This is a genomic window from Rhodococcus sp. WB9, assembly GCF_007558985.1.
Taxonomy (GTDB): Bacteria; Actinomycetota; Actinomycetes; order Mycobacteriales; family Mycobacteriaceae; genus Rhodococcus_F; species Rhodococcus_F opacus.
The window spans coordinates 858,591-878,058 of record NZ_CP041769.1 but is presented as its reverse complement, the minus strand read 5'-3'; the positions used below and the strand labels follow the sequence as shown (position 1 = coordinate 878,058).

At 68.5% G+C, this 19,468-nt stretch carries 17 protein-coding genes and 1 riboswitch; of the genes, 10 read left to right on the top strand and 7 right to left on the bottom strand.

Annotated features, from left to right (window positions below):
* The first annotated feature begins 39 nt into the window (after window positions 1-39).
* A complete protein-coding gene (locus FND50_RS04210; RefSeq protein WP_144284851.1) occupies window positions 40-1,107 on the top strand; it encodes an alpha/beta fold hydrolase in 1,068 nt (355 codons plus the stop codon).
* A 2-nt stretch (window positions 1,108-1,109) separates the two neighbouring features.
* Here FND50_RS04210 and FND50_RS04205 read toward each other — a convergent pair whose 3' ends face one another.
* Complete coding sequence (locus tag FND50_RS04205; protein ID WP_144284850.1) at window positions 1,110-1,760, bottom strand: TetR/AcrR family transcriptional regulator; 651 nt, start codon at window positions 1,758-1,760, stop codon at window positions 1,110-1,112.
* 52 nt (window positions 1,761-1,812) lie between these two features.
* Between FND50_RS04205 and FND50_RS04200 the strand changes: the two genes are divergently transcribed.
* The 3 genes from FND50_RS04200 (at window position 1,813) to FND50_RS04190 (ending at window position 4,086) form a co-directional block, all read left to right on the top strand.
* Window positions 1,813-2,904, top strand: a complete 1,092-nt coding sequence (locus FND50_RS04200) for a hypothetical protein (RefSeq protein ID WP_144284849.1) — start codon at window positions 1,813-1,815, stop codon at window positions 2,902-2,904.
* 34 nt (window positions 2,905-2,938) lie between these two features.
* Complete coding sequence (locus FND50_RS04195) at window positions 2,939-3,412, top strand: YbaK/EbsC family protein (protein ID WP_007301491.1); 474 nt, start codon at window positions 2,939-2,941, stop codon at window positions 3,410-3,412.
* A 164-nt stretch (window positions 3,413-3,576) separates the two neighbouring features.
* Window positions 3,577-4,086: a flavin reductase family protein gene (locus FND50_RS04190; protein ID WP_337460066.1), complete on the top strand. Its 510-nt coding sequence runs from the start codon at window positions 3,577-3,579 to the stop codon at window positions 4,084-4,086.
* A gap of 5 nt (window positions 4,087-4,091) precedes the next feature.
* On the opposite strand, the gene FND50_RS04185 is transcribed toward FND50_RS04190, so the two are convergent.
* The 4 genes from FND50_RS04185 to FND50_RS04175 all read right to left on the bottom strand — a co-directional run bounded on the left by FND50_RS04185 (window position 4,092) and on the right by FND50_RS04175 (window position 7,654).
* Entirely contained in the window at window positions 4,092-4,718 is a 627-nt protein-coding gene (locus FND50_RS04185; protein ID WP_144284848.1) for a hypothetical protein, read from the bottom strand.
* A gap of 49 nt (window positions 4,719-4,767) precedes the next feature.
* Window positions 4,768-4,860 (bottom strand): putative leader peptide, encoded by a 93-nt coding sequence (locus FND50_RS37715; protein WP_397493341.1) that lies wholly within the window; start codon window positions 4,858-4,860, stop codon window positions 4,768-4,770.
* Window positions 4,861-4,864: 4 nt separating this feature from the next.
* The gene (locus FND50_RS04180; RefSeq protein WP_144284847.1) at window positions 4,865-6,160 is read right to left on the bottom strand and encodes an aminotransferase class V-fold PLP-dependent enzyme; all 1,296 of its coding nucleotides are present in this window, start codon (window positions 6,158-6,160) and stop codon (window positions 4,865-4,867) included.
* Between the two features lie 51 nt (window positions 6,161-6,211).
* A riboswitch (SAM riboswitch) is annotated at window positions 6,212-6,326 on the bottom strand.
* An 80-nt stretch (window positions 6,327-6,406) separates the two neighbouring features.
* Entirely contained in the window at window positions 6,407-7,654 is a 1,248-nt protein-coding gene (locus FND50_RS04175) for an MCE family protein (protein WP_144284846.1), read from the bottom strand.
* A gap of 296 nt (window positions 7,655-7,950) precedes the next feature.
* On the opposite strand from FND50_RS04175, the gene FND50_RS04170 reads away from it, so the two are divergent.
* Genes FND50_RS04170 through FND50_RS04155 form a run of 4 tightly spaced genes read left to right on the top strand, consistent with a single transcriptional unit; the run spans window position 7,951 to window position 12,105 of the window.
* Window positions 7,951-9,465: a cytosine permease gene (locus FND50_RS04170; protein WP_144284845.1), complete on the top strand. Its 1,515-nt coding sequence runs from the start codon at window positions 7,951-7,953 to the stop codon at window positions 9,463-9,465.
* A complete protein-coding gene (locus FND50_RS04165; protein WP_144284844.1) occupies window positions 9,462-10,082 on the top strand; it encodes a TetR/AcrR family transcriptional regulator in 621 nt (206 codons plus the stop codon). Before FND50_RS04170 ends, FND50_RS04165 begins: the two co-directional genes overlap by 4 nt.
* A 2-nt stretch (window positions 10,083-10,084) precedes the next feature.
* Entirely contained in the window at window positions 10,085-11,083 is a 999-nt protein-coding gene (locus FND50_RS04160; RefSeq protein WP_144284843.1) for a nitrilase-related carbon-nitrogen hydrolase, read from the top strand.
* Entirely contained in the window at window positions 11,080-12,105 is a 1,026-nt protein-coding gene (locus FND50_RS04155) for an agmatine/peptidylarginine deiminase (RefSeq protein ID WP_144284842.1), read from the top strand. The genes FND50_RS04160 and FND50_RS04155 overlap by 4 nt, the downstream gene beginning before the upstream one ends.
* Here the strand turns inward: FND50_RS04155 and FND50_RS04150 are convergent.
* Window positions 12,102-13,337 (bottom strand): RNA polymerase sigma factor, encoded by a 1,236-nt coding sequence (locus tag FND50_RS04150; protein ID WP_144284841.1) that lies wholly within the window; start codon window positions 13,335-13,337, stop codon window positions 12,102-12,104. The genes FND50_RS04155 and FND50_RS04150 overlap by 4 nt on opposite strands.
* Window positions 13,337-14,038, bottom strand: a complete 702-nt coding sequence (locus tag FND50_RS04145) for a YciI family protein (RefSeq protein ID WP_144284840.1) — start codon at window positions 14,036-14,038, stop codon at window positions 13,337-13,339. Before FND50_RS04145 ends, FND50_RS04150 begins: the two co-directional genes overlap by 1 nt.
* A 219-nt stretch (window positions 14,039-14,257) precedes the next feature.
* Between FND50_RS04145 and FND50_RS04140 the strand changes: the two genes are divergently transcribed.
* Window positions 14,258-18,148: a Pls/PosA family non-ribosomal peptide synthetase gene (locus FND50_RS04140; RefSeq protein ID WP_144284839.1), complete on the top strand. Its 3,891-nt coding sequence runs from the start codon at window positions 14,258-14,260 to the stop codon at window positions 18,146-18,148.
* Window positions 18,145-19,461, top strand: a complete 1,317-nt coding sequence (locus FND50_RS04135; RefSeq protein WP_186301231.1) for a M1 family metallopeptidase — start codon at window positions 18,145-18,147, stop codon at window positions 19,459-19,461. Before FND50_RS04140 ends, FND50_RS04135 begins: the two co-directional genes overlap by 4 nt.
* The last annotated feature ends 7 nt before the right edge of the window (window positions 19,462-19,468 follow it).

Sequence of the window (19,468 nt, the reverse complement as noted above, 5' to 3'; positions counted from 1 at the left end):
AGATACCTGGAGGATCTGCGCCGCCACGAGAGGAAACCCGTGCTCGACATCGCCTGGAACCCGACGCTGAACACGCTGACCCGCAACGCCTGGCGACTGTCCTTCGGCGGCGGAATCGCACCGGTCCAGCGAACCCCGTCGACGCGCATCCACGAGGCGCCCCATCAGAACCTGTACCGGTTCGACAACACCGAGACCGACGGCGGCCGACCCGTCCTCCTCGTGCCCCCGCTCGCGGCGCCCGCACACTGCTTCGACCTCCGGCCGGGCCAGAGCCTGGCCGCGCACCTCGTCGGTTCGGGCAAGGCGGCGTATCTCGTCGACTACGGCACGATGGGTTACTCCGACCGCGGCCTGGGGTTCGAGGACTGGATCGACGACTACATCCCGGCGGCGGTCGACCGCGTGTCCCGACTCCACGACGGTGCACCCGTCGACCTGATCGGCTGGAGCCTCGGGGGAACGATGTCGCTGCTCACGGCCGCGGGCCGGAACTATCTGCCGATCGGTTCGGTGACGGCGATCGGCACGCCGATCGACTACGAGTCGGTGACCATGATCGCGCCGCTGCGGATGGTCGGCCGGTTCATCGGCGACCGCCCCCTCACCACCGCGACGCGGGCGATGGGCGGGCTCCCGGCGCCGCTGGTCCAGGCGAGCTACCGTTTCACCGCACTTCAGCGCGAGCTCACCAAGCCGTGGTTCATCGCCCGGAACCTGCACGACACCGAGACCCTCGCACGCATGGAGTCCATCGACCGGTTCATGGCCGACATGCCGGGTTATCCCGCGCGGTTCTTCCGCCAGGTCTGCACCGAGCTGATCCTCGGGAACGCGCTCGCCGCGGGGAGTTTCCAGACCCGGAACGGCGCGATCGCGCTGGCCGATCTCGCGGTGCCGGTTCTCGCGATCGGTGGCACCGAGGACGTCATCGCGCCGATCCCGTCGGTCCGGGCGGCGACGGACGTGCTTACCGGTTCTCCGTCGGTGCGGTTCGAGTCCGCGCCGGGCAGCCACCTCGGGCTCGTCGCGGGCCCGAAGGCCAAGGACTCCACGTGGGCCCACATCGACGGCTTCCTCGACGGGGTCGTCGCGCAGACCGCCTGAGATCAGGTCAGTCCGGCCCTGGCGACGGCGCCCGCGAACAGCGCGGTGACCGCGGCGCCCATCGTCGACTGATCCACTTCCTCGGGGTCGACGGAGTGTTCGAGCACGAGGCCGGAGATGAGGGCCATCAGCGAGATGGCCGTGGTGCGGACGTCGAACGTGTCGTCGACCCCCCACTCCCGCGCGCGCTGGCCGATCAATTCGACGAGCCTTCCCCGCAATTGCCGCCGCTCCCGCAGGTAGGCCTGGGCGATCTGCGGGTCGCGTGCGGCGAGCACGCCGAATTCGAGCACCAGCAGTGACCAGCCCGGTTCGCGCACCATCCACGACGCGACGGCCTCGCCTCCTTTGCCCGCGGCATCCGAGGGGGTCATACCGGCGATCTCGGCGAGGACCCGTCCCGCCAGTTCGAGTGAGCGCGCCGCGAAGAGTTCGGCGAACAGGTCCTGCTTCGACTCGAAGTTCGAATAGACCGCCCCCTTGGTGAACCCCGCCCGGCGGGCCACCTCGGCGAGCCGGGCCGCGCTGAAGCCCCGTTCCGCGAATTCCTCCGCCGCCGCGTCGAGGAGGCGCTGACGAACGACATCACGACCGGGACGCGTCGTGGGCGCCCATTCGGTGTGACGACTGTCCCGTTGACGATCTTCAGTCACGATACCTAGGGTATTCAATACCCACGGTATCGACAAGGATCGAGGACGTCCGATGACCCTGACCGACAGCGAATCCCCCACCCCGGCTCCCGTGCACCACGACAGTCCGGTGTCGAAGTACGGTGCGCCCAAGGTGATGGTCGCGCTGGTCTTCGGCGTTCTGCTCCTCCAGCTCGGCTTCATCCTCAGCTACGTGGCCGCGTTCCATCAGCCCACGCCCCGCGACATCGAGATCGGTGTCGTCGCAGCGGAGGGACTGCCCGCAGGCACGGACCAGCAGGTCGCCGACCGGCTCGACGCGATCGACGGCAGGCCGCTGCGCGCCCGTGTCGTCTCGGACACCGCGGAAGCCCGGCGGCTCCTCCACGACCGCGAGATCCAGGGCGCGTTCGTCGTGAACCCCGTCGGCCCCGACACCCTGATCACCGCGAGCGCGGGCGGCAGCTCCATCTCCAGCGCGCTCGAATCGGTCTTCACCCAGGTGGAGAACAGTCAGGGTCGCCAGTTCACGGTCCGCGACGAAATTCCGGTCGGCGCGCACGACAACCGTGGACTCTCCGGCTTCTATCTGGCGGTCGGCTGGGTGGTCGGCGGATACCTGCTCGCGGCGGCGATCGGCCTGTTCATCGGCGCCCCGCGGACCCTGCGTCAGGCGTCCGCGCACACGGCTGTCCTGTTCGGGTACGCCGTGCTGTCCGGCGCCCTCGGCGCCCTGATCACCACTCACGTGCTCGGCACGTTCGCAGGACACTGGTTCCCGCTGTGGCTACTCGGAACAGGCGTCGTCTTCGGCACCGCCGTGTTCACGCTGGGGTTGCGCGCCTCGGTCGGCATCGTCGCCGTCCCCCTCGCGATCGCCGTCTTCGTCATTCTGGGCAATCCCAGCGCCGGCGGGGCGTTCGGTTCGAACGTCATCCCCGCCTTCTACGCGGCCATCGGACGCTGGATCACCCCGGGCGCCGGCACCGAGGGAATTCGCAGCATCGTGTACTTCGACGACGTGGGGCTGGGACAGCCCGCGCTCGCCCTCGCGCTCTACTCGGCGGTCGGGCTCGGACTGCTGTTCGGGTTCACCGCCCGGCGCCTCCGGAAGCCGGAATCGACCACGCCCCGTTCCGATGTCGTGTCGGACGACGCTTCTTGATGTCGTACCGGGAGAATGGACCTACTCTTGGTTCATGCCGACGCCCCTGCACCCCCACGCCGCGCATGTCGCCGAGACTCTGATCGCGCGAGGGCACCATGGGGTGATCGTGACCCAGCCCGACTCCACCCACTCCGCGGCCGAGGCGGCGGAGTCTCTGGGGGTCGATATCGGGGCCATCACCAAGTCGCTGGTGTTCCTTCTGGACGACGACCCGATCCTGCTCCTCGTGTCGGGGGCGCACGAGGTGGATCTGGCGAACACGGGCAAACGACTGCAGGGAAATCTGACCCGGGCGCCCCTCGACATGGTTCGGATCGCCACCGGCCAGCCGATCGGGGGTATCGCGCCGCTCGGACATCCCACGAACCTTCCGACGTACGTCGACAACGCCCTGTCGCGGTACGCGGAACTGTGGGCGGCCGCCGGGCACCCGGACACGGTCTTCCGCACGTCGTTCTCGGAGTTGGTGCGGATCACCGCGGGTCTGGCGATCGACGTCGACTGAATCCCGGGCTGTTCACGCCCCTATAGTTGACGTCAGATCTCGTGAACGAGAATGACACAGTGCCCGCACGGGCCGACCCGGAGAATGATTTGTCCGACAGAGCCGAGAACGCCGAAACCGTCGATGGTTCGGACCTCCCCCGCGACCATCGACTCGCCCCCGGAATCTGCGCCGAGGATTACCGCGCAGCCCTGCGACGACACCCGGCGGGCGTCACCATCGTGACCCTCGACTCGGGGTCCGGCCCGGTCGGCTTCACGGCGTCCTCGTTCTCCTCGGTCTCACTGGACCCGCCGTTGGTGTCGTTCAACATCGCGAACACGTCGTCCAGCATCGATGCACTTCATTCCGCGGATTCGCTGGTGATCCACCTGCTCGGGGAACACCAGCAGCACCTGGCTCAGCGATTCTCCCGAAGCGCCGACCAGCGGTTCGCCGACGAGTCGCTCTGGGCGCGACTCGACACCGGCGAACCGGTCCTCCACGGAACTCCCAGCTGGTTGCGGGTCATCGTGGACCAGCTGATTCCCGTCGGCGATCACACGCTCGTCATCGGCCTCGTCACCCGCGTCCATGCCGAGGCAGACGACGATTCCGCCTCGGCGCCCCTGCTGTACCACGAGGGCCGGTACTACCGGCCCACTCCGCTCGGTTCAGCGAACAACGGCAACTGACCTGGTCAGGATGCCAGTACCCGCTCGCGGAGGGGGAGGTCGAAACGACGCAGTGCTTCGTCGACGACGGCGGCGGAGGTGACGAGACCTCGCTCCTCCAGCCACGGGAGGGTGCCGTCGACGAGCTGCTCCAGAACCCCGGGGAGCGACAGCGGCAGCACGGTCACACCGTCGGCGACGCCGGCCGCCTGGATGTCGGCGATGAGCCCGGCGAGGCCGACCGGAGTTCCGATGTACTGCAACGACACCGGAGCACGCGGTGCATCCAGTGCGCTGTCGAGGAGGGCCAGCTCCTTGCGCGCGGCGCGGGCCTCTCCGGCGATGAGCACCTCGAGGTCCACCAGGACGGTGACGCCGTCGGGGTCGCGACCGTCGGCGACGAGTTCGGCGCGGATCCGCGCGCGTTCCTGCTGCGCCTCACGCAGATCGGACGCCCGGATCCGGACGACGTTCGGCGGGAACGACGTGAGGTCGAGCTGATCCGTCGAGTCGGCGGTCAGGTCCACCCAGTAGTCCGCGCCGTTGATCGGCCGCGTGCCCGGGGCACCCTCGGCCGCCGGGTGATGGCCGGAACCGGTCAGTTCGACGGCGACGCGAAGGGGACGGGATACGAAGGCATTGTCTCGAGACATAGGGGTTCCTCGGGAATGACGTGTGAATGAAACGGAGCTGGAAGAACGGTCAGCTCGAACACATACCCGAGGCGGTTCGGCACAGATCGACATGCCGACGGCACCAGTGAGCAATCGTTGTGCTCCCAGCCTGCGATGCCATACGGTCATACTAGCGCGTCTCGCGAAAAACGCGTCTCCGGCACCGGATTCCACTGGTCGCTCTCCCTGGCGTAGGTCCAGCTCCTGCGCCCCGCCACCAGCGTGCGCACCGCGTCGACCAGCCGATCCACGTCCCCGGAGCAGCTTCCGAGACCCACACTCACTCGCACGGCGCCGTCGGGCCGGCCGAGGCGTCCCAGCAGCGGATGGGCGCAGAACCGCCCGTCGCGAACTCCGATTCCGTGTTCGGCGGAGAGGTAGGCGGCGATCTCTCCGGGTTCGAACCCGTCGATCGTGAACGTCACGATCCCCACGGAGTCGGGGGCGTCCGACCACAGCCGCAGGAACTCCAGGCCGTCGACGGAGCCGAGGCCGTCGAGGAGGAGGCGGGTGAGCGCCGCCTCGTGTTCGGCCACCGTGCCGAAGTCCAGCTCGGACAGCGCATCGCACGCGGCGGCGAGCGCCGCCGCGCCGAGCACGTTGGGGGTTCCCGCCTCGTGCCGGGCAGGGGCGGGCGCCCACTGGGTGGATTCGACGGTCACGTTCCGGACCGCGCCGCCGCCTGCGAGGTAGGGCTCGGCGGCGTCGAGCCAGTCCCGGCGGCCGACCAGCACGCCGGCGCCGAAGGGTGCATACAGCTTGTGCCCGGAGAAGGCGAGGTAGTCGACGCCCCACTCCTCGACGTCGATGCGGCGGTGCGGCGCGAGCTGAGCGGCGTCGACGAGAATCCGTGCGCCGCAACGATGAGCCACGTCGGCGAGGGCGGCGATCGGCAGCACCTCGCCCGTCACGTTGGACGCTCCCGTCACCGCGAGCAGGGCGGTGGGCTTGGAGCACAGTTCGGCGACGAGCAGGCGGACGGTCTCGTCCAGCGTGTCCGCCGCCCGCACGACGCGAGAGTTCTTCCACGGCAGCAGGTTCGCGTGGTGCTCGATGTCGAGGACCACGGTGCTGCCGGGGACGCAGCCGGCGAGCAGATTCAGCGAGTCGGTCGTGTTCCGGGTGAAGACCACCACCTGGTCCTCGCCCGCTCCGACGAACCGGGCCACCGAGTCGCGCGCCTTCTCGTAGCACTCGGTCGACACCCGCGACGCGTAGCCGGCGCCGCGATGCACGCTGGAGTACGTCGGAAGCAGCGCCCCGATTCGGTCGGTCACCTGCGCCAATGCCGGCGCACTGGCGGCGTAGTCGAAGTTGACGTACGCGCAGTCGCCACCTTGAACGAGCGGAACCCGCAGGTCGGAGCCCGAAACCTGGGCCAGGGGGGCGACACACACGTCAGCGGTCAATACAGCAGTCATCACGACATCCCTCGTAGTCAGGGACTCGTCGCAGGGTCGGTGCCCTCTCGGAGTCCGCGCTTGCCGGGTCCGGTATGGACCTCAGCCTGGTCGTCACCCGGAGCACCCCGCCGCGGTGGAGGGTTGCCGACCAGCAAGCCGGGGCTTGACGCTGGTACTCGTGACCTGTTTCGAAGATTGCAGGATCGACGCGCAGTTGTCAACCCGAAATCCGGGAGCGTCCGGGATCCGGGGTGAGAACTCGCGTCAGTTGGGGGTCACCCCGAGGAGCGGGGCGAGCTGATTGGCAATCGGGTTGAGGTCCAACTTGTTCGGATCCTTCTTGGGGGTGGAGTCCCACGGCTGCACGGTGGCGGGGTCTCCGAACACGATCCGGTTCGCGCTCCGGACACCGGTGAGACTGCCCTGCGGAGCCGCACAGGATGCGGCGGTGTTCTGCGGGAAGTCCTGCTGCGTGTCGTCGAAGTTCGGGTCGTTCCGCTTCATCTCCTGAAGGATCGCCTGGGTACCCTCGTAGCCGACGGTGCACGACGGCGGATTGTCGGTCTCTGCCACCAGGCCCAGGTGAACGGTTCCGTCGTCGGGCGCAATGGTCGAAGACGCGGCCGCCACGCCGGGCAGATACACGAACAGCGTCTGCAGGGCGGTGGCCTGCACCGAGATCGCCTTCGCCGTGGCGGACAGGTTGGCAAGGTTTGTCGTGGCACCCGGCCCGGCCTCCGAGACGAGTTGCCCTAGTCGATCGCTCGCCGGATTTCCGTTGTCGATCAGCCGCCGGACGTCCGGGTCGCTGCTGCGCAGCCGATCCGCGAGCGAGTCCAGGTCGACACTGAAATCCTTGATCGCCGACGACTGTTCGGACTGCGTTCCCAAGACGGTGCGGCCGTCACGCACCAAAGCCACTGTCCGATCGAGCGATTCGGCGCCCGACGCCGACAGCCCGGACAACGAATCCGCGAGCGATCGAAGGTCTTCGCCCTTGCCGTCGAACGCCGTGCCGAGTTCCGTCACGACGGTGTGGAGCGCGTCGATCGGCACGGATTCCGTCAATCCCTGTGTGCTGGCGAGCAATTCTTCGACGGGAACCGGCGTCGACGTGTCGGCGGCGGCGATACGGGACCCGTCCGTCAGGTACGGCCCGCGATCGGTGGCGGGCTGAAGGTCGACGTACTGCTCGCCGATCGCCGATCTGTTGGCCACGACGGCTTTCGCGGAGGCGGGAATGCCGGGCGCGCTCGTGTCGATCCTCAGTTCGACGACGACGCCGTCCGCGGTCAGGGACATGCCCCCGACGCGGCCGACCGGCACGCCACGGTACGTGACTTCCGCATTGGTGAAGATGCCGCCCGACGTCTCCGATTCGAGGTGCACGGTGTATTCGCCGAACCCGAGGAGATTGCCCAGGCGCACGTAGTTGGCACCCACGTAGACGAGGCCCATGAGGGCCACGAGAACGAAGCCGATCAGCTGCCACCGGACGAGCGGCGACCTCACCGTCCACCCTCGATGTCGCGTCGCCCGAACGCCGTCCCCGCTGCGGCGAGCCGGCACCGGTTCGCGAAACGACAGTTGATGGCGGCGGCAGACACAGGCACTCCAATGACAGAGGTATACATGAGACAAGCGGTTACATATATATCTAATCCGGTCGTCGTAGCAGCGCAAACTCCGAGCCACCCTCGGTGGCGCACGTCACTCGCCGGTCTTGACTGAATTTTCAGTTTGGAATATCTTCGGTACCCACCAGGACGTGATGACAGTCACTTCCGCCCCGGAATGTGAGGTCCGCAGTGTCCACGAATCTCGACCCGACGACACCCCTCGACGACACCGCCCCCTCCCCGCCGGAGGACCGCTTCGGACACGTCGAGTCGATCGGCGTGGAATACATCCCCGAATCGGAACGCGATTCGCGACCGCTCAACATGCTCGCCGTGTTCTTCGGCGGCAACCTGGCGTTCTCGGTGATCGTGTTCGGCTGGCTCCCCATCACGTTCGGACTCGGGTTCGGCAGCGCGATCGCGGCCAGCGCGGTCGGCATCGGGCTCGGCACGCTCCTCATCGCCCCCTTGTCGCTCCTGGGCCCGCGCACCGGCACGAACAACACCGTGTCGAGTGGTGCGCACTTCGGAGTGAGCGGACGGATGATCGGCTCGGGGCTCACACTGCTCTTCGCCCTCGCGTACGCCGCGATCGCGGTCTGGACCTCGGGTGACGCGCTGATCGCCGCCGCCCACCGCCTACTCGGCACACCGGTCGACAACGGCATGCTCGCCCTCGGCTACGGCATCATCGCCGCCGAGATCGTGGCCGTCGCCCTGTTCGGTCACGGCACGGTGGTCGCGCTCCAGAAGTTCGTGCTGCCCGTCGTCGCCGCGCTGCTCCTGCTCGGTGTGTTCGCGTTCGGTGGTCGCTTCGACGGCGGGGCGGGCAGCGGCGACTATCTCCTCGGCGGATTCTGGCCCACCTGGATTCTGGCCGTGGTCCTTGCGGTCGGCGGGCCGCTGTCGTATGCCCCGACGCTCGGCGACTACAGCAGGCGGATCTCCCGGGTGCGGTTCGGCGACCGTTCGATCTTCGCGGCCACCATGGCAGGCATCTTCTTCGGGCTGTTCCTGACCGCGGCTTTCGGATCGTTCACCGCGTCGACCTTCACCACGCTGAGCGACTCCTACGTTGCCGACCTGGTAGCGGAGGCGCCCGGTTGGTACGTGCTGCCGATCGTCCTCGTCGCCCTCGCGGGAGGACTCGGGCAGGGCGTCCTCAACGTCTACGCCAGCGGCCTCGATCTGGAAGCGCTGATCCCCCGGTTGCGCCGAGTCCACACCACGCTGATCACATCGGCGCTCGCTGTTGCCCTGCTCTACATCGGCGTGTTCGTCGTCGATGCCGTCGATTCGATCACCGCGATGACCCTGGTGCTCAACGGTTTCGCCGCGCCGTGGGTGGCGATCAACGTCGCCGGCTTCCTCGTTGCGAGGCGAGGGCAGTACGACGCGGTCGACCTCCAGGTCTTCAACCTGGGCCGCAAGGGCGGGCGCTACTGGTTCACCGGCGGCTGGAATCTGCGCGCCGTCATCTCGTGGGCGGCCGGATCCGTGTTCGGCGTCCTCGCCGTCGACACGTCGCTGTACTCCGGGCCCCTTGCCGACATCGCGCACGGTGTCGATGTCAGTCTTGTCGGATCGTCGGCCATCGCCGTGGCCGGCTACCTCGTCGCGCTGCGACTGTGGCCCGAACACGTGGCCCCGGTCGAGGCCCCCGACGTCCTAGGACGGCACGAACCGAAGGAGATTCACCGATGAGCGAGCGACGCGATGCGATTCTGAAGGCCAGCGCGACGGCCATTGCCCAACGAGGTATCCGCGGGCTTCGCGTCAACGATGTCGCGGAGGTCGCGGGCGTGTCGCCGGGACTGCTGTACTACCACTTCAAGGATCGCATCGGTCTCCTCGAGGCCGCCCTGAACTACATCAACGACCGTGCCCGCGCGTACCGCAGCGAGGGTGAGGGATCCGGCGACTCCGCTCGCGACCGGCTCACCCGCTCCCTTCTCGGGGAGATCCAGGACCGCCCCGAGGTCGTGGAGAACTCGTTGGCCTGGAACGAGTTACGCGCCTCCGCCGTGTACGAGGAGGCGCTGCGGGAGCCCCTCGCACGGACCACCGCGGCGTGGGTGTCGGAGATCGCCGACGCGATCACGCAGGCGCAGGTCATCGGCGAGATCTCCCGCTCGCTCGACCCCCAGGCCACCGCGGTCACGATGACCGCCCTCGTCGAGGGCCTGTCCGGGCGGTGGCTCTGCAAGGAGATCTCCACCGAGGACGCCCGCTCCCATCTGCTCGGCGCGATCGACGTCGTGATGTCCGAGCCCACCCCCCACACTCCCGACACTCCCGTCACATCCAAACCGAAGGACTAACGATGACCATTCGCACGATCACCGCACTGCCCGCACCGTCCTCACCGGCGCGCTTCACCGAATCCGCCCGCACGCCGCTGCGGGTCGGGCTGGTGCAGCACCGCTGGCGTCCCGATGCGGACGCACTGCGCACCGAATTGACCGACGCGATCGGTGAGGCCGCCGCACTCGGCGCCGAGGTGGTGTTCCTGCCGGAACTCACGTTGTCGAAGTACCCCGCCGACACCCGCGCGACCGGGACCCCCGGCCGCGACGCCGAGGACCTCACGACCGGACCCACGTACAGTTTCGCGGCCGCCGCCGCTGCCCGGCACGGCGTCTGCGTCCACGCTTCCCTCTACGAACGAGCCGACGGCCCGGACGGTCTCGGTTTCAACACCGCCATCCTCGTCGCCCCGTCCGGCGAATTGCTCTCCCGCACCCGCAAGCTCCACATCCCTGTCAGCGCCGGCTATTACGAGGACACCTACTTCCGCGGCGGTCCCGCCGACGACGCCTACCCCGTCTACCGCCCGGCCGAACTGGGCGGTGCCGCACTCGGTTTGCCGACGTGCTGGGACGAGTGGTTCCCCGAAGTCGCGCGGATGTATTCGCTCGGCGGCGCCGAGATCCTCGTCTACCCCACGGCGATCGGGTCGGAGCCGAGCGCCCCGTCCTTCGACACCCAGCCGATCTGGCAGCACGTGATCGTCGGAAACGGCATCACCAATGGCACATTCATGGTGGTCCCGAACCGCTGCGGCAACGAGGGCGGCATCGACTTCTACGGTTCCTCGTTCATCTCCGACCCGTACGGCCGCGTGCTCGTGTCGGCTCCCCGCGACGAGGAGGCGGTCCTGGTGGCCGATCTCGACCTCGATCAGCGGAAGGACTGGCTCGATCTCTTCCCGTTCCTGACCACCCGCAGGCCGGACACCTACACCCGGCTGACGGATCCCGTGGACCACGAGCACCCCTACGGACTTCCGACGACGGTATCGGCCTCGGAGACCCGGTCATGACCTGGCGGATGCCGAGCGAGACCGAACCGCAGGAACGGGTGTGGATGGCGTTCCCGCCCCTCGGGGCCTCGATGACCGCGACCGCGGACGACGCGCACGAGGCGCGAACCGCGTGGACGGCAGTCGCCCACGCGATCGCCGAATTCGAACCGGTCACCATGGTCGTCGATCCGGCGGATCGGGACGTCGCCCGGCAGTACCTGTCCGCGGACATCGATGTGGTCGAGGCTCCCCTCGACGACGCCTGGATGCGCGACATCGGACCCACGTTCGTCCTCGACGAGGACGAACGACTCGGAGCCGTCGACTGGACGTTCAACGGCTGGGGACAACAGGAGTGGGCGACCTGGGATCGCGACCGGTCGATCGGCGCGGCCGTCACCCGGTGGTCCGGTGCGCGGCCGGTCCCGTCGACGATGGTCAACGAGGGCGGCGGGATCCAGGTCGACGGTCGCGGAACCGTGCTCGTCACCGAGACCGTGCAACTGGACCCGCTGCGCAACCCCGGCCTGGACGCGGCGGGAGTCGAGGCGGAACTCGCGCGCACGATCGGCGCCGAGCACGTCGTCTGGCTCCCCCGAGGCCTCACGCGAGATTCCGAGAAGTTCGGCACCAAGGGGCACGTCGACATCGTCGCGGCGCTGCCTGCACCCGGGGTGGCCCTCGTGCACTCCCAGCGCGACCGATCCCACCCCGACCACGAGGTGTCCGCCGAGATCCTGAAAGTTCTGTCCGACAGCCGTGACTGTTCCGGTGCGCCGTGGCGGATCGTCGAGGTGCCTGCCCCGACGGTCCTGCGTGATGAGGAGGGCTGGGTCGACTACAGCTACATCAATCATCTCGTCGTGAACGGCGGCGTCATCGCGTGTGGCTTCGACGACCCTCACGATGCCCTCGCCCGCGACATCCTGTCGAGCGTCTACCCCGGTCGTCGCGTCGTCACGGTCGATGCCCGGCAGATCTTCGCGCGGGGCGGCGGCATCCACTGCATCACCCAGCACCAGCCTCGCGGGCGGATCTAGCGGGCACTGTTCTCGCGGTCCACTTCCGCGAGCCGCCTCGCCAGGAATCGCCGGGTCGGTTCGTTCGCCGCCAGGCCGATCGCGGCGCGGTACTCCGCACTCGCCTCCGCGGGCCTGCCCGCTCGGCGCAGCAGGTCGGCGCGGGTCGCGTGCACGGTGTGCGTCCGCGCCAGCCTCGGCTCCCCGGCGAGCGCGTCCAACTCTGCGAGGCCGGCGTCGGGGCCGTCGCGGAAGCTCACTGCGACAGCACGATTGAGACGAACGGCGGGCGAGTCACCGTACGTGCCGAGTTCGTCGTATCCCGCGACGACGGCGTTCCAATCGGTGGCCGCCCAGTTCGGCGCCGTCGCGTGGGCGGCCGCGATCGTGGCCTGCGCGCCGTACGGACCCCCTCCCCTGCGCCGTGCGGCCCGCAGGCACACGACACCTTCCTCGATCTTCGCCCGGTCCCAGCGCCGACGGTCCTGCTCCTCGAGGGGGACGAGATCACCCACGACGTCCGTTCGCTGAGCGCGCCTGCTGTCGTGAAACAGCATGAGCGCCATCAGCGCCCACGCCTCACCCTCGTCCGGCATCAGCTCGCACAGCAACCGGCCGAGCCGCAGCGCCTCCTCGCAGAGTTCGTCCCGGATCGCGGTGTCGCCGGACGTCGCCGAATAGCCCTCGGTGAACACCAGATAAATGCAGGCGAGCACCTGCGGGGTGCGCTCGGGCAGCAGATGGTCGGGCGGGACCCGGAACGGGATACCGGCCGTCCTGATCTTCGACTTCGCACGGCTGAGCCGTTGGGACACGGTCGGTTCCGGGGCGAGGAACAACCGGGCGATCTCCGCGGGCCTCAACCCGGCCACCAGGCGGAGAGTCAATGCGACCTGCGACTCCGGGGACAGCGCGGGATGGCAGCACGTGAACATGAGCCGCAACTGATCGTCACGCACCGGCCACACCTCTTCCTCGTCCGGAGGGGGAACGAGCCGCGCCGCATCGTGCTCCTTGTCGCCGCGCAACGACTCCCGGTGCAACCGGTCCAGTGCCCGGTTGCGGGCGACGGTCGTGATCCAGGCTCCAGGGTTCTTCGGCAGGCCCGCCTCCGGCCAGCTGCGGATCGCCTCGGCGAACGCCTCCTGCACCGCGTCTTCCGCGAGGGACAGGTCGCCGACCATCCGTGCCACGGTCGCCAGCGCCCGACCGGACTCCTCCCGGAAGACGCGGCTCAGCGTGTCGCCGTCCATTACTCGGCGTAGTCGACGATCTGCCGGAGTTCGATGCAGCCCTTCGGCGTCACCGGAATCTTCGCCGACAACGCGATCGCACTCTCCCGGTCGTCGGCTGCGAGCACGTACAGACCGTTCGCGACCTCGGCTGTCTCGGCGAAGGGGCCGTCGGTGAGAAGAAGTTCCCCGTCCCGGACGCGGATCGTCGTCGCGGAGTCCGGCGGATAGAGGGCTCCGCCGCCACGCACCGCGGACCCGGCGAGCCGACCGAACTTCTCGTGCTCGGCCATTCCCTCGTCCCACTGGGGTGTGCCCGGCGCCACCGCCGCCGCCACCGGTTCGCGCAGCAGCGCCATCCAGCAACCTTTCTGATCGGTCACGGGCATCCACTCGAACATCGGCCACAACTCGATGATCGCCTCGGGAATGTGCCGCGCGACATTGAGCACCTCGTCCAGGTCCGGTCCCTCGAGAACGTAGAAACCGCCGACCACCTCCGCGGTCTCCGCGAACGGACCGTCCGTGATCAGCGCGCGGCCGTCCTCGTTCCGGATGGTCACCGCCTCCGCGCTCGGGTACAGGGCACCACCTCCGACGATCGCGGAGCCCGCTCTCTCCGCGAACGCCTCGTGGCGTGCAACGGCCGCCGCGAACTCCGCACTGTCCGGTGCCCATTCGGTGGCGTTCTTCTCGTCCGCCAGCAATGCCAGGTAGTACATGAGGTTCATCCTTCCTCGAAAAGAAGGAACTCGGGTGCTCCTTCTGACCAGACGACGAAGTAGCGGGGCGAACTTCGACACGTGCGGCGAGAGAACCGGCACCTGCGGGTGAAGAATGGACGACGAAGCCCTACCGACCACCAACTGTTCACCATCTGGCCACTTGATCGTGAGATAACGAGCCGTACGCATCACCACCCTCAGAGAAGGAATTCTGGATTGTCTCTCCAGTCGCCGACGGATTCGGACCTGTCGCTCCGTATACCCCGGGAATTCCTCCGCCGTGAATTCGCACCGGCGCCGCGCACTCTCGTCGACATCCTGTTCGCGACGGCCGAGGCGAACCCCGAAGCCCCGGCGATCGACGACGGCTCGACGTCGCTCACCTACCAGGAACTGCTCGAGGAGATCCGGCAGACCGCGGAGGTCCTGGCCGAATCAGGAGTCGGGGCCGGCGATCGCGTCGGAATCCGAATGCCATCCGGATCCTGCTCGCTCTACGTCGCGATCCTCGCGACGCTCGCCGTCGGCGCCGCCTACGTGCCGGTAGACGCGGACGACCCCGAGGAACGCGCCGAACTCGTGTTCGGCGAGGCGCAGGTCCGATGCGTGATGACCGGCACCGGGATCACCGCGGGTACCGCCCCCGACAGGGCCGAGTCGCCGAGCGCCCGTCCGCCGACCGTCGACGACGACGCCTGGATCATCTTCACCTCCGGTTCCACCGGCACCCCCAAGGGTGTCGCGGTGAACCATCGCAACGCGGCGGCGTTCGTGGATGCCGAAGCCCGGATGTTCCTTCAGGAAGACCCGATCCGGCCCGGCGATCGGGTGCTGGCCGGACTGTCGGTCGCGTTCGACGCGTCCTGCGAGGAGATGTGGCTCGCGTGGCGTCACGGCGCCTGCCTCGTTCCCGCGCCCCGGTCCCTGGTGCGCAGCGGCATGGACCTCGGCCCGTGGCTCGTCGCGCGCGATGTCAGCATCGTCTCGACGGTGCCGACCCTCGCGTCGCTGTGGCCCGCCGAGGCCCTCGAGGCGGTGCGCCTGCTGATCTTCGGCGGCGAGGCCTGCCCACCCGAACTGGCGGAGCGTCTCGCCGTCGACGGACGCGAGGTATGGAACACGTACGGGCCCACCGAGGCGACCGTCGTGGCGTGCGGCGCCCTGATGGACGGCAAGAGTCCGGTCAGTATCGGCCTCCCGCTCGACGGCTGGGACCTCGCGGTGGTCGACGCAACCGGTGAACCCGTCCCCGAGGGCGACGTGGGCGAACTGGTCATCGGCGGTGTCGGTCTGGCCCGGTACCTCGACCCGCAGAAGGACGCCGAGAAGTACGCACCGATGCCGACACTCGGCTGGGATCGCGCGTATCGCAGTGGCGACCTCGTCCGCCTCGACCGCCGTGGACTCCTGTTCCAGGGTCGCGCAGACGATCAGGTGAAACTCGGTGGCAGGCGGATCGAACTGGGCGAGGTCGACAACGCCCTGCAGAACCTTCCCGGGGTCGGCGGCGCCGCCGCGGCCGTGCGCAGGACCGGAGCCGGTCACCAGATCCTCGTCGGCTATCTGGCCAGCACCAACCCCGACTTCGACCTCAAGGCGGCGCACACCGCGCTCACCGAACAACTGCCGGCGGCGCTGGTCCCCCGGTTGGTCCTGGTCGACGAACTGCCCACCCGCACGTCCGGCAAGGTCGACCGGAACGCCCTGCCCTGGCCCCCGCCAGGTATCGACGACGCCGCGGAGAAACTGGGTCTCGAAGGCACGCAGGCCTGGGTCGCGGGGCTGTGGACGGCGATTCTCGGCGCCGAGATCACGGGCCCCGACGACGACTTCTTCGAGCTCGGCGGCGGATCCCTCTCGGCAGCCCAGCTGGTCACGGCGCTGCGCGAACGGTTCCCCGAAGTGACGGTCGCGCAACTCTACGACCATCCGCGGCTCGGTTCGCTCGCGGAATACCTCGACGAGCTGGCGCCGATCGACGCCGCCGAACCCCGCATCGTCACACCGACTCCGCGTCGGAGCCAGCTCGCGCAGATCGCGGCCACGGTTCCGCTCACCACGCTCACTGGCCTGCAGTGGGTCACGTGGCTGGCCATCGCGAACAACGCCTTCTCGTGGTTCACGACGGTCTCGTGGGCGCCCACGGTGTCGTGGTGGTGGATTCTGCTCGCGTTCTTCGCGTTCATCAGCCCGGTCGGCCGGATGGCGATCTCCGTGATCGGTTCACGGATCCTGCTGCGCGGACTCGAGCCGGGAACGTATCCCCGAGGCGGCAGCGAACACCTGCGACTGTGGGTGGCGCTGCGCCTGACCGAGGCCAGCGGCGCCGCGAACCTGTCTGGCGCGCCGTGGATGCTCTACTACGCGCGGGCGCTCGGCGCCACGGTCGGCAAGGGCGTAGACCTGCACACGCTGCCGCCGGTCACCGGCATGCTCGAGCTCGGCGACGGTTGCTCCATCGAACCCGAGGTCGACCTGTCCGGGCATTGGGTGGACGGCGACGTCGTCCACATCGGTGCGATCAAGATCGGTCCGGGTGCGTCGGTGGGCGCCCGGTCCACGCTGATTCCCGGCGCCACCATCGGGCGAAACGCCGAAGTCGAGGCCGGTTCCGCCGTGTTCGGACGCGTCAAGGCCAATCAGCACTGGGCCGGTTCACCGGCAGTCAAGGTCGGCAAGGCCGTCCACCCGTGGCCCGAGGAGACCCCGCGCCGCGCGGCGTACTGGGTTCCCGCGTTCGGCGTGACGTCGATGCTCATCGCCGGACTGCCGATCTTCGCCCTCGTCGCCGGCATCCTGGTCATCGGCTGGTGGATCCGCGACGCCGGCACGATCGGATCCGCCGTACTCCAGTCGCTGGTGACCCTTCCCGTCGCGACGCTCGTCAGCCTCGCCGTGTTCGCCCTCCTCACGGTCGTGTCCGTCCGGCTGCTGTCCATCGGGCTGCGTGAGGGCTACCACCCGGTCCGCAGTCGCATCGGCTGGCAGGTGTGGGCCACCGAACGACTCATGGACTCCGCCCGCACGTTCCTGTTCCCGCTGTATGCGAGCCTCCTGACGCCGGGATGGCTGCGGTTGCTCGGCGCCCGGATCGGCAAGAACGTCGAAGCGTCGACCGTCCTCATGCTGCCGAAGTTCACCACCGTGGCGGACGGCGCGTTCCTCGCCGACGACACGATGATCGCGAGTTACGAACTCGGCGGCGGCTGGATGCACATCGAACACGCGAAGGTCGGCAAGCGCGCCTTCCTCGGCAACTCCGGGATGACCGGTCCGGGTCGGCGCGTGCCCAAGAACGGTCTCGTCGCGGTGCTCTCGGCCACGCCGTCGAAGGCGAAATCCGGCTCCTCCTGGCTGGGCAGTCCCCCGGTCCGTCTCCGCAGGGCGCCCGGCGACACCGACGCCTCCCGCACGTTCCGTCCCCCGGTCCGGCTCAAGATCGCCCGCGCGGTCGTGGAGACGTGCCGCCTCATCCCGGTGACGGTGACGTTCGGAATCGGCCTCGGTGTGCTGTTCGCGCTGCAGGTGATGGCTCACCACATCGGCTTCTGGCTCGCAGCGCTGGCCAGCGGTGTCGTCCTCCTCGTCGCGGGCGCGGTCGCCGGGCTGATCTCCGTGATCGCGAAGTGGCTGGTGGTGGGTCGGATCGGGAAGATCGAACACCCGCTGTGGAGTTCGTTCGTGTGGCGGAACGAGGTGTCGGACGCCTTCGTGGAGACCGTCGCCGCGCCCTGGTTCGCCCGTGCCGCCACGGGCACCGCCGTCCTCAACGTCTGGTTGCGGGGTCTCGGAGCCACCATCGGCAAGGGTGTGTGGTGTGAAACCTATTGGCTCCCCGAGGCGGATCTCGTGACGCTGGGCGACGGCGCGACCGTGGAACGGGGGTGTGTCGTGCAGACTCACCTGTTCCATGATCGGATCATGTCCATGGACACCGTCATCCTCGGAGCCGGCGCCACCCTCGGCCCGCACTGTGTCGCGCTGCCCGCCGCCCGGATCGGCGAAGGCGCCACGGTCGGCCCGGCCTCACTCGTCATGCGCGGCGACACCGTGCCGCCGTCCACGCGGTGGCAGGGAAACCCGATCGCCCCTTGGGCGGCCACGTGAAGTCCGACAAGGGGATCGACGAGCCGGTCGACCCGTACCTCCCCCAGAACGGAAACCGCGGATACCGGGTGTCCCGGTACGAACTCGACCTCACCTACAAGGTTCACAGCAACCGGCTGGCAGGCAAGGCCACGATCACCGCGGTCACCACGGAGGCCCGCTCCCGGTTCGCCCTGGATCTGGCGTCCAACCTGCACGTCACGAAGGTCGCGGCCAACGGTTCCCGCAACACGAAGTGGTTGCACCGGAACGGCAAGCTGATCGTCACGCCCGCGCAGGCGATCCCCGCGGGCGGCGCCCTCGTGCTCACCGTCCAGTACGGGGGTTCGCCGAAACCGATCCGGAGTGTCTGGGGTGAGGTCGGCTGGGAGGAGCTGTCCGAGGGCGCGCTCGTCGCCAGTCAGCCCAACGGGGCGGCGTCCTGGTTCCCGTGCGACGACCACCCGAGTTCGAAGGCGAGTTACCGCATCGCGATCACGACCGATTCGCCGTATTTCACGGTGGCCAACGGTGCGCTGGTCGGCAAGCAGACCCGGGCCAGCCAGACGACGTGGGTGTACGAGCAGACCGAGCCGATGGCGAGCTACCTGGCCACCATCCAGATCGGACCGTACGAACGCCGGAGCCTCGGTTCCGGCGGTGTGCCCATGTTCGCCGTCCATCCGCCGCGGCTGCGTCCGACGTTCGACGTGGACTTCGGCCGGCAGCCTCAGATGATGGACGTGTTCTCCCGGTTGTTCGGCCCCTACCCGTTCGCCGACTACACGGTGGTCGTGACGGACGACGAGTTGGAGATCCCGCTCGAGGCGCAGGGACTGTCGATTTTCGGCGCCAACCATTGCACCGGCCGGCGCTGGTCCGAACGTCTGGTGGCGCACGAACTGGCCCATCAGTGGTTCGGCAACAGCCTGACGCTCGGCCAGTGGCGGGACATCTGGCTGCACGAAGGCTTCGCCTGTTACGCGGAGTGGATCTGGTCGGAGAATTCCGGTGGACATTCCGCGCATCAGCTCGCCTTGCAGGCACATCAGGGCCTGGCCCGCAAACCGCAGGATCTGGTGATCGCCGATCCGGGACCGCAGCTGATGTTCGACGACCGCGTCTACAAGCGCGGCGCTCTCACACTCCACGCCTTGCGACGCAAGCTCGGCGACGACAAGTTCTTCGGGTTGCTGCGGCAGTGGACGCTGGCCCATCGCCACTCCACCGTCACGAGCGAGCAGTTCACCGACCTGGCCACCCACTACACCGACGAGCCGCTGCGCCGGCTGTGGGATTCCTGGCTCGGCGAGAAGACTCTGCCGCCGATGTGAGCTGCGC